This window comes from Streptomyces sp. NBC_01384 (genome assembly GCF_045040035.1).
GTDB lineage: Bacteria > Actinomycetota > Actinomycetes > Streptomycetales > Streptomycetaceae > Streptomyces.
The window spans coordinates 7,490,861-7,506,905 of sequence record NZ_CP109559.1 but is presented as its reverse complement, the minus strand read 5'-3'; the positions used below and the strand labels follow the sequence as shown (position 1 = coordinate 7,506,905).

At 69.3% G+C, this 16,045-nt stretch carries 15 protein-coding genes; 8 read left to right on the top strand and 7 right to left on the bottom strand.

Translation table 11 applies throughout. The features are described 5' to 3' along the window. The first annotated feature begins 67 nt into the window (after positions 1-67). The 6 genes from OG747_RS34175 (at position 68) to OG747_RS34150 (ending at position 8,768) form a co-directional block, all read left to right on the top strand. Complete coding sequence (locus OG747_RS34175) at positions 68-931, top strand: FadR/GntR family transcriptional regulator (protein ID WP_405883217.1); 864 nt, start codon at positions 68-70, stop codon at positions 929-931. A gap of 90 nt (positions 932-1,021) precedes the next feature. Beyond that, entirely contained in the window at positions 1,022-4,318 is a 3,297-nt protein-coding gene (locus OG747_RS34170) for a discoidin domain-containing protein (protein WP_405883216.1), read from the top strand. Positions 4,319-4,395: 77 nt separating this feature from the next. Continuing rightward, the gene (locus OG747_RS34165) at positions 4,396-5,496 is read left to right on the top strand and encodes an enolase C-terminal domain-like protein (RefSeq protein WP_405883215.1); all 1,101 of its coding nucleotides are present in this window, start codon (positions 4,396-4,398) and stop codon (positions 5,494-5,496) included. Positions 5,497-5,533: 37 nt separating this feature from the next. Continuing rightward, complete coding sequence (locus tag OG747_RS34160) at positions 5,534-6,919, top strand: ABC transporter substrate-binding protein (protein WP_405883214.1); 1,386 nt, start codon at positions 5,534-5,536, stop codon at positions 6,917-6,919. Continuing rightward, the gene (locus OG747_RS34155) at positions 6,916-7,851 is read left to right on the top strand and encodes a carbohydrate ABC transporter permease (protein ID WP_405883213.1); all 936 of its coding nucleotides are present in this window, start codon (positions 6,916-6,918) and stop codon (positions 7,849-7,851) included. Before OG747_RS34160 ends, OG747_RS34155 begins: the two co-directional genes overlap by 4 nt. Beyond that, complete coding sequence (locus tag OG747_RS34150; protein ID WP_405883212.1) at positions 7,848-8,768, top strand: carbohydrate ABC transporter permease; 921 nt, start codon at positions 7,848-7,850, stop codon at positions 8,766-8,768. Before OG747_RS34155 ends, OG747_RS34150 begins: the two co-directional genes overlap by 4 nt. Before the next feature lie 119 nt (positions 8,769-8,887). On the opposite strand, the gene OG747_RS34145 is transcribed toward OG747_RS34150, so the two are convergent. From OG747_RS34145 to OG747_RS34135, 3 genes are read right to left on the bottom strand one after another with little or no spacing between them, the layout of a single operon-like run. Further along, positions 8,888-9,115, bottom strand: coding sequence for a non-oxidative hydroxyarylic acid decarboxylases subunit D (locus tag OG747_RS34145; RefSeq protein WP_405883211.1), 228 nt, complete (start codon positions 9,113-9,115; stop codon positions 8,888-8,890). 19 nt (positions 9,116-9,134) lie between these two features. Continuing rightward, positions 9,135-10,559, bottom strand: a complete 1,425-nt coding sequence (locus OG747_RS34140; protein WP_405883210.1) for a non-oxidative hydroxyarylic acid decarboxylases subunit C — start codon at positions 10,557-10,559, stop codon at positions 9,135-9,137. 13 nt (positions 10,560-10,572) lie between these two features. After that, positions 10,573-11,169, bottom strand: coding sequence for a non-oxidative hydroxyarylic acid decarboxylases subunit B (locus OG747_RS34135; RefSeq protein WP_405885831.1), 597 nt, complete (start codon positions 11,167-11,169; stop codon positions 10,573-10,575). An 88-nt stretch (positions 11,170-11,257) separates the two neighbouring features. On the opposite strand from OG747_RS34135, the gene OG747_RS34130 reads away from it, so the two are divergent. Continuing rightward, a complete protein-coding gene (locus OG747_RS34130) occupies positions 11,258-12,157 on the top strand; it encodes an AraC family transcriptional regulator (protein WP_405883209.1) in 900 nt (299 codons plus the stop codon). A 102-nt stretch (positions 12,158-12,259) separates the two neighbouring features. Beyond that, positions 12,260-13,066 (top strand): SpcZ, encoded by an 807-nt coding sequence (locus tag OG747_RS34125; RefSeq protein ID WP_405883208.1) that lies wholly within the window; start codon positions 12,260-12,262, stop codon positions 13,064-13,066. A gap of 121 nt (positions 13,067-13,187) precedes the next feature. Here OG747_RS34125 and OG747_RS34120 read toward each other — a convergent pair whose 3' ends face one another. From OG747_RS34120 to OG747_RS34105, 4 genes are all read right to left on the bottom strand, one after another. Then, positions 13,188-14,063: a TauD/TfdA dioxygenase family protein gene (locus OG747_RS34120; protein ID WP_405883207.1), complete on the bottom strand. Its 876-nt coding sequence runs from the start codon at positions 14,061-14,063 to the stop codon at positions 13,188-13,190. Between the two features lie 81 nt (positions 14,064-14,144). Then, positions 14,145-14,834: a hypothetical protein gene (locus OG747_RS34115; protein ID WP_405883206.1), complete on the bottom strand. Its 690-nt coding sequence runs from the start codon at positions 14,832-14,834 to the stop codon at positions 14,145-14,147. Further along, positions 14,800-15,843: a GSCFA domain-containing protein gene (locus tag OG747_RS34110; protein ID WP_405883205.1), complete on the bottom strand. Its 1,044-nt coding sequence runs from the start codon at positions 15,841-15,843 to the stop codon at positions 14,800-14,802. Before OG747_RS34110 ends, OG747_RS34115 begins: the two co-directional genes overlap by 35 nt. Before the next feature lie 18 nt (positions 15,844-15,861). Next, positions 15,862-16,026: a hypothetical protein gene (locus tag OG747_RS34105; RefSeq protein ID WP_405883204.1), complete on the bottom strand. Its 165-nt coding sequence runs from the start codon at positions 16,024-16,026 to the stop codon at positions 15,862-15,864. Positions 16,027-16,045 lie beyond the last annotated feature (19 nt).

The following is a 16,045-nucleotide window of genomic DNA, read 5'->3' as shown; positions in this document are numbered from 1 at the left end:
GTAGGCCCGGTGCCATAGTTGCCGCGCCGATAGATCTGAAGCATTCGAGCCGCGAGGAGATCGTCCGGTGCCAGACGTGCCCGCCCCCGGTGCCGCAGGAGCGAGTGACCCGACGGACCGCTACCGCCCCGGGTACGAACTCGTCGCGGAGCAGTTGCTGACGTACATCGCCGAGCAGAACCTGCTGCCCGGCGACCGGCTTCCCACCGAACAGGGCCTCGCGGAAGTCCTGGGCGCATCCCGCAACGTCACCCGTGAGGCCGTCAAGGTCCTGGCCGCGATCGGCCGGCTGAGCGTCCGCAAGGGCGCCGGTATCTTCGTCGCCGCCTCGGCCAGCGCGCTGGCCGACGACCAGCTCGCTCACTTCCAGCCCACCAGCATGGAGCACCTGCTGATGCTCCTCGACTACCGTCGTCTGATCGAGGCCGAGACAGCGCGGCGCGCCGCGGCGCTCGCCACCCCGATCGAGGTGCGCGCCCTACGCGAGCACGCCCAGGGCTCACTCGCGGCCGCCCGGACCGGGGACGTTCAGGCGTTCGCCCGCGCGGACGCCCAGTTCCACGACGCGGTCGGCGTCGCCGCGCACAACGTGTTCCTGCGTTCGAGCGTCGCCAACATCCGCCGCTTCGCTTCCCAGTCGGACGTGCTGCTCTTCCACGGAGACGTTCCCGGGTCGATCGAGGTGGCCGGGAACCAGCACCTCGCCATCGCCGAGGCCATCGCGGCGGGCGAGGCCGAAGCCGCTGTGGAGCAGATGACCGCCCATATCGAGACCACCCAGGCACAGTTCGAGCGCAAGATCCGCGACCGGCTCTTCAACATGTCCGATCGCGCCGGCGCGCAGCAACCGGCACCTGCCCCTGCCTCCGCGCCCGCACGGCCGTCGCGGGGCGCGACCCCACCCCCTGGTACGCAGACCTCCGCGTCCTGACCGGTCCTCACGTCATCGAGCGACCCAAGCGACCCACCCGTACGACGGGCGGAGAGCCACCTTCCCCCCGGCACGTGATTGGAACTTTCAGTGTCGAGAATTCCTGTCCTTCTCCGCGCCCTGGTGCGGAGAACCACCGCCATCGCCGCCATATCCCTCACTGTCACCGCCCTCGTCCCGCCGGGCACCGCCTCGGCTCGAACTCCCTTTGTGCCCCCGGCCGTCAGCGTCTACGTCTCCCCTTCCCAGGGCCGCGACAACTGGCCCGGCACCCAGGCACGTCCGCTGCGGACCCTGCAGGGCGCCAGGGCGCACGTCCGCCTGATCAACCGGGACATGCACCGCGACATCCATGTCGAAATGCTCGGCGGCACCTACCAGCTCACCGACACCTTCGAGCTGACCAGTGCCGACTCCGGCACCAACGGGCACCGCGTGGTCTACGAGGCGGCAGCGGGCGCGCACCCGGTCATCAGCGGCGGCACCGCCGTCACCGGTTGGAAACCGGCCGACGCCGGCCACCGGATCTACAAGGCCCATGTCGGCGACCTCGACTTCCGCCAGATGTACGTCGACGGCGCACTGCAGACCCGGGCCCGCGGGCCCGAGAACCCGTCGGGCTTCTCCAAGACCGCGACCGGCTACACCATCACCGACCCGTCCCTCGCCGGCTGGAAGAACCAGTCCGACGTGGAGGTCGTCAGTGCCTGGGGCTGGATGCTCTACCGCTGCCCCGTGAAGTCGATCAGCACCACGACCATGACGATGCAGCAGCCCTGCTTCCACAACGCCAACCTCCACCAGGGCGAGGAGATCCAGACCCCGACCTGGCTCGAGAACGCCCGCGAACTGCTGGACACCCCTGGGGAGTGGTACCTGGACAAGAGCGAGGGTGAGCTCTACTACATGCCAAGACCCGGCCAGGACCTCGCGACCGCGACCGTGACGGTGCCCCGCGTCCAGGATCTGGTGGACCTGAACGGCACCATCGACCACCCCGTGGCCGATGTGACCTTCCGGGGCATCACCTTCTCCTACTCGACCTGGCTCGCTCCCAGCTCCGACGACGGTCTCGTCGAGGGCCAGGCCGGTTTCCGCATCGTCGGGAACGACAACCCCGACTTCGACTCCACCCGCCTGAAGTGGGTCAAGACCCCCGGCGCCGTCAACGTCGGCTACGGACAAGGAATCTCCGTCGAGGACTCCGTCTTCACCCACCTCGGTGCGGTGGGCCTGAACCTCGACACCGGTACCCAGGGCACCACGATCACCGGCAACGTCTTCAAGCAGATCGCCGCGACCGGCATCCAGATCGGCGGCACCGACGTCATCGACCACCACCCGAGCGACCCCCGGTCGATCACCAAGGACAACACGGTCCGCGACAACGTCGTCACGGGTGTCGCCGACCAGTACCGTGGCTCGGTCGGCATCCTCGCCGGCTACACCGACCACACAGTCATCACCCACAACAAGGTGTACGACCTGCCCTACAGCGGCATCTCCGTCGGCTGGGGCTGGGGCCTCACCGACCAGGGCGGCGACAGCAACTATCCGGGCAACTCCGGGGTCCCGGTGTACGACACGCCCACCACCAGCCGGGACACCCTCGTCACCGACAACGAGATCAGCGACATCATGAAGCACCAGGCCGACGGGGGCGCCATCTACACCCTGAGCGCCGACCCCGGCGGCGTGGTCTCCGGCAACTACATCCACAAGATCCCGGCACTGGCCTACGGCGCCATCTACCAGGACGAGGGAAGCCGTTACTGGCACACCACAGGCAACGCCATCTGCGAAGTGTCGTACCAGTGGCTGCTGATGAACCACGGCCTGGACATCACCGCCGAGCACAACTTCACCTCTCAGCCCGCCTACTCGGCGCAGTTCAACAGCACCGGCAGCACCGTCCGCGACAACCCGACCGTCGACGGCTGCGATCAACTGCCGGCCTCGATCGTCGACAACGCGGGCCTCGAACCCGCCTTCCGTCACCTCGACCCCGGTCCCATCTCCAAGGACCGGACCGCGCCCACCGCGCCCGGCGCACCTGCCGTGGACACCGACTTCCCGACCGTCGCCCGTCTCAGCTGGGCTCCCTCCCAGGACGACAGCGGCGTCACCGGATACGCCGTCTACTGCGACGGTGAGCTGCGCGGCGCCTCCACCGGTGCCCGCGCCCTGATCACGGGCCTCAGCCCGGGCACCACCCACACCTTCATGGTCACCGCCCGTGACGCGGCCGGCAACGAATCCCGCCCCGGACCCCCCGTCACCGTGACCATGGCCCCAGGCGTGAACATCGCGGAGGGCAAAGACGTCACCGTCTCCTCGTACTCCGGGCCCAACACGCCCGAACTCGCCGTCGACGGCGACCCGGGCACCCGCTGGGCGCAGGGCCTGGGGCTGCCCGACCCGTCCTGGATCCAGGTCGACCTCGGCGCCCAGTACGACGTGAGCGGCGCCCTCACCACCTTCGAGAAGACCGACGGCTACCGGTACCGCATCCAGGTCTCACCCGACGAGGCCCACTGGTCCACCCTGGACGACCACACCGGCAGCGCCACCACCGAGGCCACCGCCTCCTCCCCTGCCGCCACCCCCATCGCCGGACGCTATGTGCGCCTCACCCTCACCAATTCCAACCGGAACGGCGGCAGCATCTATGAACTCGCCGTCTACGGAAAGGCCCTGGCCCCCAGCGGCGACCACCAGGCGCCCGGTGCCCCCGGACAGCCCACCGTCACCCCCGTGCTGCCGACCGCCGCGTATCTGAGCTGGCCGACCGCCACCGACGACACCGGCGTGACCTCCTACGCGGTGTACCAGGACGGCACCCGCGTCGCCGTCACCGACCGCACCAGTGTGCACGTGGAGAACCTCGAACCCCGCACGCACTACACCTTCACCGTCGTCGCCCGTGACGCCGCCCTGAACGCCTCGCCACCCAGCCCCGCCGCCGCCCTCACCACACCCGACGACATCGATCTCGCCCGCGGCAAGGCCGCCACCGCCTCCTCCGTCTTCTCCGCCGACTACGGACCCGAACGCGCCGTGGACGGCGACCCGAACACCCGCTGGGCACAGGGCAGGAGCCTGCCCGACCCGTCCTGGATCCAGGTCGACCTCGGCGAGGTCACCAAGGTGTCGGGCGTGGTGACCACCTTCGAGCTGAGCGACGGCTACCGCTACCGCATGGAGTACTCCGTCGACGGCGTGAACTGGTCAACGCTCGACGACCACACCACCGACGCCACCACCACCTCGGCGAACACCTCCTACGCCGACTCGCCGGTCTCCGCGCGCTACGTCCGGCTGACCGTCACCGACTCCAGCTCGAACGGCGGCAGTGTCTACGCACTCCAGGTCTACGGCGGTTTCTGACCCGCAGCCCTCGCTCCTGCCCCGCAGCTCCCCCCTTTCCTCCCTTTTCCTCCCCTCCGTCCGAGCCGAAAGGCAGTATGAAGATCACCCATGTCCAGGTCCACCGCGTCGGGGTCCCGGCCGCCGACCCGCCGTTCCGCTGGCGGGACGGACTGAGCGGCAGCGCACCGGTGGGCGACGGCGCGGTCCTGCACATCGGTACCGACGCGGGCGCCGAAGGTGTCGCGCTGTTCGCCCGCCCGGGAGCGGCCGCGATGCTGGAGGACCTGGTCGACCGGGTCTTCCGCGAGGAACTCCTCGGTCAGGACCCACTCCAGCGGGAATGGCTCTGGCACCGGGTCTGGGAACTCGACCGCATCCAGGAACTGCCGCTGCCCGCCTTCGGCCTCGTCGACACCGCCCTGTGGGATCTCGCGGGCCGGATGAACGACCAGCCGGTCTGGCAGCTCCTCGGCGGCTTCCGCACCGAGATCCCCGCCTACGCCTCCACGTCCACTTTCGCCTCCACCAAGGAGTTCCTCCACGTCGCCGACCAGTGCCTGGCCGCCGGGTACCGCGGGATCAAACTGCACGCCTGGGGTGACGCCCGCAGGGACGCCGCCCTGTGCCTGGCCCTGCGCGAGCACGTCGGCCCCGACGTACCCCTGATGTACGACGGCTCCGCCGGATTCGACCTGCCCGATGCCATACACCTGGGCCGGGCGCTCACCGAGGCCGGCTACCTCTGGTACGAGGAGCCGATGCGCGAGTTCAGCATCACCGCGTACCAGCGGCTCGCCGAGTCCGTCGGTGTCCCCCTCCTGGTGGCCGAGACCTCCGACGGCGCCCACATGAACTCGGCGGACTTCATCAACGCGGGCGCCGCCACCTTCGGCGTAAGGGTGGGCGCCGCTCTTCGCGGCGGCATCACCGGGGCCATGCGCACCGCCCACCTGGCCGACGCCTACCGGCTCCGTGCCGAGGTGCACGGCTCCGACATCCCCAACCACCACCTGTGCATGGCCATCTCCAACACCACCTACTACGAGTCGCTCGTCACCGCCACGACGGTCGTGCGCGAGCGCCACGTCGACGACCGCGGTCTTGTGCACGCACCGACAGGACCGGGCATCGCGCTTCCCCTCGACTACGCCTACGGCAAGGAACTCAGCCGCTTCGTCGAGCCCGCCGCCGGCTGAACTACCTCGCCCGCAGTGAGAACAGAAAGGCAAGACAATGACGTCTTCCGCAATCCCGGGCCCCGCCCGCACCCGCCGCAGAACTCTGAGAACCGCCGCCGTCCTCGCCCTGTGCGCGACCACCGCACTGGCCGGCTGCGCCAGTGCCGACACGTCCTCCTCCAAGGAGGCCGGCACCGGCAAGTTCACTCCGGTCAAGCAGGACGGCACGGCGAAGATCACCGTGTGGGCGGACTCCACCCGGCTGCCCGCCGTGCAGGCGTACCAAAAGACGCACCCCGACGCGAAGTTGGACATCGTCACCTACGACGGCGGCGCCGACGGCTCGACCTATCTCCAGACGAAGGTGCAGCTCTTCGACCGTACGGGCAAGGGCTGGCCTGACGTCGTCTTCGGCACCCCCACCGACGTCACCTGGGCGACCACACCGACCAAGTCCGGAGCCACTCCCTTCGCAGCCCCCCTCGACCAGGGACTGGTACCGCAGCAGACTCTCGGCAACTTCGCCCACGGTTCCCTGGCACCCTGCCAGGCCGGCGGGCACACCTACTGCCTGCGCAACGACATCGCCCAGGTGGTGCTCTGGTACAACAAAACACTGCTGGACAAGTGGGGTTACCAGGCCCCCACCACCTGGCCGCAGTACCAGGCGCTCGGCCTGCGCATCGCCAAGGAGCATCCCGGCTACCTCGTCGGCTCGATCGGGGACACCAACTCCCAGGAGTCCTACCTGTGGTCCAGCCGGTGCCCGGCCTTCGACCTGCAGGGAACCGACCGACTGCGGGTCGCCCTGCAGGACGAGAAGTGCACCCGCATGAGCAAGCTGCTCGACTCCCTGATCTCGGCCAAGGCGGTCAGCACGCAGGGCTTCTTCAGCCAGGGCTTCGCCAAGACCAGCGGCCGCAAGGTCGCCATGGCCTACGGCCCCTCCTGGTACGGCCAGTACCTGTTCAACGCCGCCTTCAAGGTGCCCGCGGGCCAGATCGCGGCGGCCCCGCCACTGTCCTGGCCCGGCGAGACGACCCGCGCGACCGGCAACGTCGGCGGCGGCGTGTGGATGGTCTCCTCGCACAGCGCCAACCTCAAGGCGGCCACCGACGTCGTCACCTGGCTGACGACGTCCGACGCGAACCAGGCGAAGGCCCCGACCTACCCCGCCTACGCACCCGCGGCCAAGGCCTGGCTGGCCAACCCCGACATCAAGAAGTACTTCGCCGGTGACGTCGGCGATGCCTTCCAGCAGGCCGCCGACGAGGTCTGGACCGGCTGGGGCAACACCCGTTTCAGCGACGCCACCGCCTGGTCCAGCGTCGTCCTCCCGGCGCTGACGTCCGGCAAGTCGCTCACCGCGACACTGCCCGCCTGGCAGTCCGCCATCGCCGACGAAGCCAAGGCCCGCGGCTACCAGGTGACCACGCAGTGACGCTGCTCGACACCCGGCAGACCGCCGGCCCCGTCCCCCGCCCCGGTGTCGCATCGCGGCGGGGACGGGCCGGCGGCCCGGCCGGCTACTTCTTCGTCGCGGGCTACACGATCCTGCTGCTCACCTTCGGCGTCTTCCCCACCGGCTACGCCCTCTACCTGTCGGTGACCAACGATCGGGGCCAGTTCACCGGCATCAACCAGTTCGTCAAGGTCGCCCAGGACTACCGCTTCGCGCCGGCCTTCACCCACATCGTGGTCTACCTGGCGATGTGGCTGGTCCTGCTCGTCGTACTGACGGTCGTGACCGCCGTCGCGTTGCGCGGCCGCATGCGACCCGGCCTGTCCGCGCTGCTGCGATTCCTCTACTACATCCCGGGGGCGCTGGCCGGCGTGGCGAGCGTCCTGGTCTGGCTGTTCATGCTCGATCCCGACGTCAGCCCCGCCTCCTGGCTGGTGGAAGCGCTCGGCTTCCACACGTTCGCCGCGGTGCTCGCCCCCGGCAACCTCCCGGTGATCTTCGTCCTGATCGCCTTCTGGACAGGCGCCGGCGGCTGGATGGTCGTGATGTACGGGGCACTCAACAACATCCCCGACGAGGTGCTGGAGGCAGCGCGGGTGGACGGTGCCGGGCCGTGGCAGACCGCCTGGCACATCCAGATTCCCATGATCAGGCAGTGGATCGCCTACATGACGATCCTCGCCTTCGTCGGCGGCACCCAGTTGTTCGTCGAGCCCCAGCTCCTGCAGACCGCGAGCCTCGGCCGGGTCGACCCGACCTGGTCACCCAACCAACTGGCGTACACCTTCGCCTTCCAGCAGGGCGACTTCAACGGTGCCGCCGCCATCTCGGTCTTCCTGCTGGCGCTCGGCCTCATCTGCGCGGGCCTGCTGGTGTCGCGTACCAACATGTTCACGATGGACGAGAAATGACGCTTACCGCTTCCGCCGCTGCCCGGTCCTCAACCGTACGACGCCGGGCGCCCTCCCGTGCCCTGTCCGTGCTCGTCATCGGGGTGCTGCTCACGGCCCTGGTGGTCTTCTTCGTCCTGCCGGTGCTGTGGCTGCTGCTCGCCCCGTCGAAGACCGCCGATCAGATGATCCGCGACGCGCCGCTGTCCTTCGGGTCCTTCTCCCGCATCGGTACCGCGTGGCGGCACCTGTTCGCCTTCCAGGACGGCGCCATGCTGGTCTGGCTCCGCAACTCCGCGATCTACTCGGGCGCTTCACTGCTGCTCACTCTGCTGACCAGTGTGCCGGCCGGTTACGCGCTGGCACTGACCCGCTTCCGAGGCCGCCGGACCCTGCTCACCATCACGCTCATCACCATGATCATGCCTTCGGCGACGCTGGTCCTGCCGATCTTCCTGGAACTGAACCGCTTCCACCTGATCGGCACGGCCTGGTCGGTCATCCTGCCGTTCTCGTTCTACCCCTTCGGCGTGTACCTGGTGTACATCTACTTCGCGACCAGCCTGCCGCGCGAACTCCTGTCGGCCGCACGCATCGACGGCTGCTCCGAGTGGCAGATCTTCGCCCGGATCGCCCTGCCGCTGGCCAAGCCCGTGGTCGGGCTGGTGGCGTTCTTCAGCTTCGTCGGCAACTGGAACAACTTCTTCCTGCCCTACCTGGTGCTGCCCAACAGCGATCAGTTCCCGGTCCAGGTCGGCCTGAACCAACTACTGTCCTCCACGCCCTCCTTCAACCCGGTCGCCGGCGCCGGCCTCGACATCACGGTGCCGGAGCTGGCCCTCGCCATCATCGTGGCGATTCTGCCGGTCCTTGTGCTCTTCCTCTTCTCGCAGCGCACCCTCGTCTCCGGCATGCTCGCCGGCTCGACCAAGGAATGACCCGCGGTGCTCGACGTGTTCAACACATCCCAAGGGAGGCGAAGGCCGGCGGACACCCCGCGTGGTCGAGCCGGTCGTTGTTCATCCCGCAGGCGTGGCCCTCGGCGTGGGCAGCCGGTTCAGTGGGTCTCCAGAGGCGGGATCGCGGGGACCTCCGGGGCGTTGTCGATGTCCGCGGGCGTCATCCGGAACTCCTGGGGATAGGCGTCGCGCCGGGTGCGGCGGGCGGGTTCGGTGGTGCGCCACATGTAGAGACAGCGGCCGCACTGGAGCACGTCCCAGGCGCCGGGGACCGGGGAGGTGGTGACGGTCTCGATGATGTCATGTGCACAGCGGGGGCAGATCACGGTGGCTCCTGAAGGGGTTTCAGCGGGCGGCGATCAGGGACTGGAGGCGCTTGGTCCACTCCTTGGCCTCCGGCAGATCACGGACCGGCGTACTGAAGTTCCCGCGGTTGTCCGGGGAGACGGGCGTCGTGGCGTCGATGATCATCTTGCTGGTGATGCCGACCGGGGAGGCGGCCGGCGCCAGTTCCATGACGGACAGGTTCGGGATGATGACGACGTCGTCCCCGGGGTTGACCTTGGCCGACATCGCCCACATCACCTGGGGCAGGTCGAAGGGGTCGATGTCCTCGTCGACGACGATCACCTGGGTGACGTAGCCGAGGCCGTGGGGAGTGGTCATCGCGCGCATGCCGACCGCCTTGGCGAAGCCGCCGTAGCGCTTCTTCGTGGAGATGATCACGGTGAGGCCGTGGGTGTACATCGCGTTGACCGCCTGCACCTCGGGGAACTCGGCGCGCAGTTGCTTCAGCAGCGGGACACAGGTGTTCGGTCCGACCAGGTAGTCCACCTCGGTCCAGGGCATGCCCAGGTAGAGCGATTCGAAGATCGGGTCGGTGCGGTGGGAGACCCGGTCGACGCGGATCACCGGCATCCGCCGTCCGCCGGAGTAATGGCCGGTGAACTCGCCGAAGGGGCCCTCGATCTGGCGCTTGCGGCTCTCGATCACGCCCTCGATGACGACCTCGGAGCCCCAGGGGACGTCGAATCCGGTGAGCGGCGCCGTGGCGATGGGCGCGGGCGCGCCGCGCAGGGCACCGGCCATCTCGTACTCGGACCGGTCGTAGCCCATCGGCATACCGGCCGCGATGGTCATCACCGGATCGTTGCCCAGAGTGATCGCGATGGGCAGGTCCTCGCCGAGGCTCTCGGCCTTGCGCAGATGCAGGGCCACGTCGTGCATCGGAACCGGCTGGATGGCGAGCCGACTGCGGCCGATGACCTCGATCCGGTAGATGCCGACGTTCTGCTTGCCGAAGTCGTTCGGGTCCTGCGGGTCGCGGGAGACCACGGCGGCCTTGTCGAGGTAGAAGCCGCCGTCGCCGTCGTTCAGCCGGAACAACGGGAGGATCTGGAACAGGTCGACGTCCGTCCCCTCCACGGTGTTCTCACGCCAGGGCGCGTCCCCGCGTCGCTCGGGCGCGACGGGGAAGGCGTCCCAGCGGCGCGCGAACTCCTCGACCTGGTCCTTGACCGACGTGCCCGCGGGCAGTCCCAGCGCGAGCGCGTGGTTGCGCCAGGAACCGTGGACGTTCATCGCGATCCGGGCATGGGAGAAACCCGTCACGTTGTCGAAGTAAAGGGCGGGGGCTCCCTCGCCGATCCGGCCGGCCGCGTTGGCCGCGGCGGCCAGGTCGGGCTCGGGCAGGATCTCCTCGGTGATCTTCAGCAGCTGGCCCTCCGCCTCCAGCGTCGTCAGGAAGCTGCGCAGGTCGTCGTATGCCATTTCCGGCTCCTTCTCAGGCGGCTGGGTGGATGGGGGCGGTCCGGGCGGCGCGCATGCCCTCCCAGCGCTTGGCGGCGGGGGCGGGCAGTGCGAGCTGGTCGAGGACACGGACGGTGATGTGATCGACGATGTCGTCGACCGAGGCGGGGTGGTTGTAGAAGGCGGGCATGGGCGGCACGATCCGCACTCCCTTGCGGGCCAGGTCGAGCATGTTCTCCAGATGGATCTCGCTCAGCGGGGTCTCACGCGGTACGAGCACCAGAGGACGCCGCTCCTTGAGCACCACGTCGGCGGCGCGGCCGACCAGGCCCTCGCCGTAACCCGCACGGATACCGGCCAGCGTCTTCATGGAGCACGGCACGATGACCATGCCGTCGGTCCGGAACGAGCCCGACGCGATGGTCGCCCCCTGATCCTCGGGGTGGTGCACCACGTCGGCGAGATCCGAGACCTCGCGGACACTGTGACCGGTCTCCAGTTCGATGGTGGTCCGCGCCCAGCGGCTGAGGATCAGATGGGTCTCCACCTCGGGCAGCTCCGCCAGCCGCTGCAACAGGCGAAGCCCGAGCACAGCGCCCGTGGCTCCGGTCATCCCCACGATCAGTCGCACGTCGATCAACTCCTTGCTTCCGGGCTTCCCCTCGCCTTCGACGCTATGGGCCGCGCGGTCGGCCAGGGCGGTAACCTGGGGACCTGTCATGGGAAAAAACCGACAGCCTTCCGTTGCCGAGGTGTCGTACCGGCCCTCACTGAGCGCGCCGATAGGGATGGACATCCTCGACTTCGCCGAACTGTCCACACGCGGAGACCGGCGGGGACTGGACCTGTCCAGGCCGCTCCGGCCCGCCTTCCACCACCTGATCCACGTCAGGAAGGGCCCGGTCCGGCACACCGTGGACTTCCAGGACCACACACTGGACTCGGGCGCCTGGCTCTGGGTGCGGGCCGGCCAGGTCCACCAGTACGTCCCCCGGGATCACCTCGCCGCGCGGGGCACCATCATCATCTGGCAACCCGGTTTCGTGCCTGCGGAGCCCCTCCACGACGGCTCGCCCATACTCCTCACCGGCCGACACGCCCGCTCTGCCGGCCTCGCGCTGCACCACCTCGCCCACGAATACGGCGACCTGGCCTCCCTCCCCCTCGACGCCCACATCGAGACGCTCCGCCACCTCCTCAGCGTCCTGCTGCTGCGTCTGACCCACGCCTGTCCGGGCCCCGCGTCGCCCGGGTCGGGCGGCGATGTCTTCCGCGACTTCCGTGCCGCCGTCGAAGACGACTTCGCCGACTCCCACCACGTCAACGACTACGCCGCCGCGCTCGGCTACAGCGTCCGCACCCTGTCCCGCGCCGCCCGGGCCGCGACCGGCTCCACCGCCAAGCAGTACCTCGACGCCCGTATCCTCCTGGAAGCCCGGCGGCTTCTGGTCCACACCGACGCCACCTCCGCGGAGATATCCCGCCGGCTGGGCTTCCCGGACCCCAGCGACTTCACGAAGTTCTTCCGGAAACGTGACGGCGGGACGCCACTGCGATTCCGTGCGGTGGCCCGAGGAAAGGCTCCGGGGATGATCTCCGTCCCGGCGTCCGGCGAGTAGATCCTCCGGACCCGCTCCGACGCGTCCGCCCACCCTCTCTCCGTCGCTTGGCGGCCGCCCGTTACGGTGAGGTGCCCGATGTGGCCGAGACAGGAGAAACGTATGAGCAGTGCCCCGGCCGCCGCTGCGCCGTTCGACCAGTTCCTCGCGCAACTTGGCGCCGGCCTGGCTGCCTCCCGCCCCGACGACGACTCGGCGACCAGCCCCGAGCCGCCGACCTGGCTCCGACAGGTGATCGCCGTGCTGTACGACGGCCAGGATGCCGCCGCCGCGAAGGGCTGGGCGCTGCGCCTTCATGGCGAACTGGAACGCCTCGGTGGCCAGGTACCCCTCGCTGTGGTGCACGACTGGCACGTCCACGGCGTGGTACCGATGCTGGCCGAGGCGAATGCCCGGCATGGCGGGTCGGCGGAGCCGCAGCAGGTGGTAGGACGGCTGCATACCCGGGCGCTGGCGGGCGAGCACATCTCGGAGGCCGAGTGGAACGCGGCGCTCGTACCGGCGCTGCGGGATGTCTACCGCCTTGCCTACGCCTACGGAGACGCCTTCTCCAAGGCCTACGCCGGCGCCCACGCGTACGCGATCGACAACGACTACGGCCAGGAGCGGGCCGCCGAGTTCGCCCGCACCTACGCCGAACTCAACACCACCGCCAATGCCCGGTCCTTCGCTGACGCCAACGCCCTGGCCCACGCAGGTGCGGCGGCGGACGCCTTCACGGCGGCGGACGCACAAACCTATGCCGAAGCCTGGCCGTTCGCCCATGTGCAGGTTTATGCCCACGCCTGCGCCCACCAGGGCGGGTCGGCGGCCGACGGCCGGACGGCCGACCAGGACGAGCGGCTCCGGGCGACTTACCGACACCTCGCCGACCGGCTCACCGACAGCCTGGCCCGGGCCGCTGCCTGAGCTGGGCGAGTCCGCTCCGGGGGGCCGGTGCCGCCCTGTGGCACCGGCCCCGAAAAACGTTCCCGATGCCGCTTCGACAACCTCACATGCGGTGTCCGGCGAACTCCCGGGGTTCCGCCGCTCAGGCCTGCGGCGGCTGGCCCTTGATGGCAACCCGCTGCCCATAGCGCGCGTGCGGGTAATAGTCCCAGATGGCGTGGTGTTGGACGCAGCGGTTGTCCCAGAACACCAGTGTGTTGGGGGTCCAGCGGACACGGCAGCTCAGCATGGGCCTGTGCGCGACCACGTCGAACAGCATGTCGAGGAGCGCCCTGCTCTCGTCGCCGGACAGCTGCACGATGTGCGAGGTGTAGGCCGGGTTGACGAACAGCAGCTTGCGACCGGTCTCAGGGTGGCGTATCACCACCGGGTGCTCGTTCCTGGGCAGGACATAGCCTGCCGGCGGGGTGTGGCCCTGCCAGGCGACGGCGTCGTCATGGATCGCGGTCAGGCCGTCCAGGAAGGTCCTCATGGCCGGCGACAGCATCTCGTAGGCGAGATGCATGTTGGCGAACATGGTGTCGCCGCCGCTGCCGGTCTCCGGGATCCGGGTGATGTAGAGCATCGACCCCAGTGCGAGTTCGGGGTTGGAGGTCCCGTCGGCGTGCCACCCGTGGCCGTCGACGTCGGTGGAGTCCTTGCTCGCGCTGATCTCCAGGATGACGGGGTCGCGGTCCTCGGGGACGGCCACCGGCAGCGGGCGGAGCTCGCCGAAGTGGGCGGCCACCCGCTTGTGCTCCTCGGCCGACAGCGCCTGGTCGCGGAAGACCAGCACATGGTGCTCCAGGAAGGCGTGCCTGATGTCGTCCAGTTGCTGGTCCGACAGCTCCCTCGACAGGTCGATGCCGGACACCTCGGCGCCGATGACCGGGGTCAGCGGATCGATCGCGATGGTTTCGTAGACCGTCTTCGGTCTCGTGGTGATGCGCTCGAGCGCATCGAGTACGAACTTCTCCATGTCATCCTCCTGCGGGGGTCGGTTACCGCTCGCCGCACTCCATGACGGGGGCGGCAGCGGTGGTCTGACGGCGGGCCGGTTTCACAGTCCGCGCGCCAGCAGGTCAGCCAGGATCATCCGGCCGAAGGCCAGGTTGCCGTGGATGGAGTCGTTGGTCTCGCACAGTTCGGGGCGCTGGAACCCCGTCTCGTCGGTGGATCGGCTACGCAGGTCGACGACCTCGGTGCCGAGTTCGAGGAGCGCTCGGCGGATGGTGTCCTGCGCTGCCATGAAGACCTCTGGATCGGAGTGCCCGGGCACCCGTTGAGGCGGCATCACCGCGAGGACCCGGAGCCCGAGTTCGTGTGCCAGGCGGTAGAAGTCGAGAGCCCCGCGGGTCATGGCCCGGACTATGCCGTCGAACAGCCGACTCGACAGGAAGCCCGTCGGGAACTCACCGCGGACCCGGTAGACCTGCCAGTTCTCCAGAGTGGCGACGAAGTGGGCGCTGAAGCCGAGGGTCGACACCAGCGGGACGGTCAGCCCGCCGAGGGCGGATACGCCCAGCTCGTCCAGGAAGCCCCGGTAGTACCGGTCCGCTTCGGGCTTGCGGAACACCACGTCGTCCTCGCGGACGTCGAAGAACTCGGCGGTGAACTCGCGTCCGGCGCCGATCGGGCCGCCGTGGAAGGGGATGCCGCCCTCCTTCGCGGCCCGGCCGATCGGTCCGGCGTGCGAGTCGCCCAGCAGCAGGAACCTAGCGGACGTTGTAGTAGTCGAGTACGGCGTCATCGCACCAGAAGTCCTCTCCGTGGGAAGGCCCGGCGCCGCGGTCCCGCCGCGGTTCGGCCGGGCGCTGGGCAAGTGCGCCGAAGAACTGGCGCATGACGAAGGCGACACCTTCGGGCGTGACGGTGCGCAGGTTGGGCTCGAAGAACGCCGCCTTGAAGGGGAATCCGGCGATGATCTCGTACGCGGGGAAGTAGTCGATGTGGTCGTACTCCTGGGCCAGTTGCCCGGCGACGGCCCGCAGCACGGACTTGGAGTAGGTGGTGGCGGTCAGCGCGTGGCCGCCGGTGGCGGTGGCGGTCAGCGGCACCGGCGACACGGTGAGCAGGATGCGCAGCTCCGGATTGGCGGCGCGAGCCAGCTCGACGGCGGCCGACAGATCGCGGTACACCTCGGCGAAGGTGAAGTTACGGAAGGCGTGACGTTCGGCGTCGAAGGTGCCGCGCACGGTGCCCGGGCAGGCCGGGTAGACGGTCCCGTCGGCCCGGTTCTCCCATGCCTCGGTCAGGCCCAGGGTGAAGATGAGGCAATGCGCGTCGGCGAGGGCGCCACGCATCACCGCAAGGGTGGCCCGGCGGGCGGCCAGGGTCGCCTCGACCGAGTCGTAGCCCTCAGGTTCGATGGAGGGGCGGAACGGGTCGAAGAAGCGCCCGCCCTCGCTCCAGACCTCATCGGGCGGTGTGGCCTCACCGTACGCCCAGGACAACCACTGCAGCAGCGCGGCGGCGGTGTAGATGTTGCCCGTACGGAACGAGAACACGCCGTAGTGGCGGGCCTGGCGCTCGGCCTCGGTGAGTCCTGGCGGGGCCGGCTCGGAGTCACGCCAGTTCATGCCCTGGTCGAGCAGGGCGCGGCCGATGTGGCGGGCGAAGCAGGAGCCCGCGGTGAGGATGGGGTCGTCCTGCCCGAGGGAGAACTTGGGTGTCCAGAGGTCGCCGATGGCGGTCGGTTCCGGCTCGGCCACGGCGGTGCGCCAGAACGAGCGTGGTGGCAGGGACTGATACGGGTTCATGGTGGTTGCCTCGGCTCATCAGTGACGCGGCCTGCGGCCGACGGCAGGTGCGGCCGCGGGTCGGCCGGTGGGGGCGGCTCGGTGGACGGGCGCGGCGACCTGGTCGCCGGCCCGGGAAAGCGGGATCGGACGGGGGTGGCCCGTGCCGCCGGACAGGCCGGAGCGGAGGCCGGCGGTGTTCACGTGGGGTTCCTTCCGAGGA

Coding starts and splice junctions, on each gene's coding strand:
- OG747_RS34165 (WP_405883215.1), top strand. CDS start 4,396: ATGAAGATCACCCATGTCCAGGTCCACCGCGTCGGGGTCCCGGCCGCC.
- OG747_RS34160 (WP_405883214.1), top strand. CDS start 5,534: ATGACGTCTTCCGCAATCCCGGGCCCCGCCCGCACCCGCCGCAGAACT.
- OG747_RS34115 (WP_405883206.1), bottom strand. CDS start 14,834: ATGACGCCGTACTCGACTACTACAACGTCCGCTAGGTTCCTGCTGCTG.
- OG747_RS34130 (WP_405883209.1), top strand. CDS start 11,258: ATGGGAAAAAACCGACAGCCTTCCGTTGCCGAGGTGTCGTACCGGCCC.
- OG747_RS34120 (WP_405883207.1), bottom strand. CDS start 14,063: ATGGAGAAGTTCGTACTCGATGCGCTCGAGCGCATCACCACGAGACCG.
- OG747_RS34150 (WP_405883212.1), top strand. CDS start 7,848: ATGACGCTTACCGCTTCCGCCGCTGCCCGGTCCTCAACCGTACGACGC.
- OG747_RS34110 (WP_405883205.1), bottom strand. CDS start 15,843: ATGAACCCGTATCAGTCCCTGCCACCACGCTCGTTCTGGCGCACCGCC.
- OG747_RS34140 (WP_405883210.1), bottom strand. CDS start 10,559: ATGGCATACGACGACCTGCGCAGCTTCCTGACGACGCTGGAGGCGGAG.
- OG747_RS34125 (WP_405883208.1), top strand. CDS start 12,260: ATGAGCAGTGCCCCGGCCGCCGCTGCGCCGTTCGACCAGTTCCTCGCG.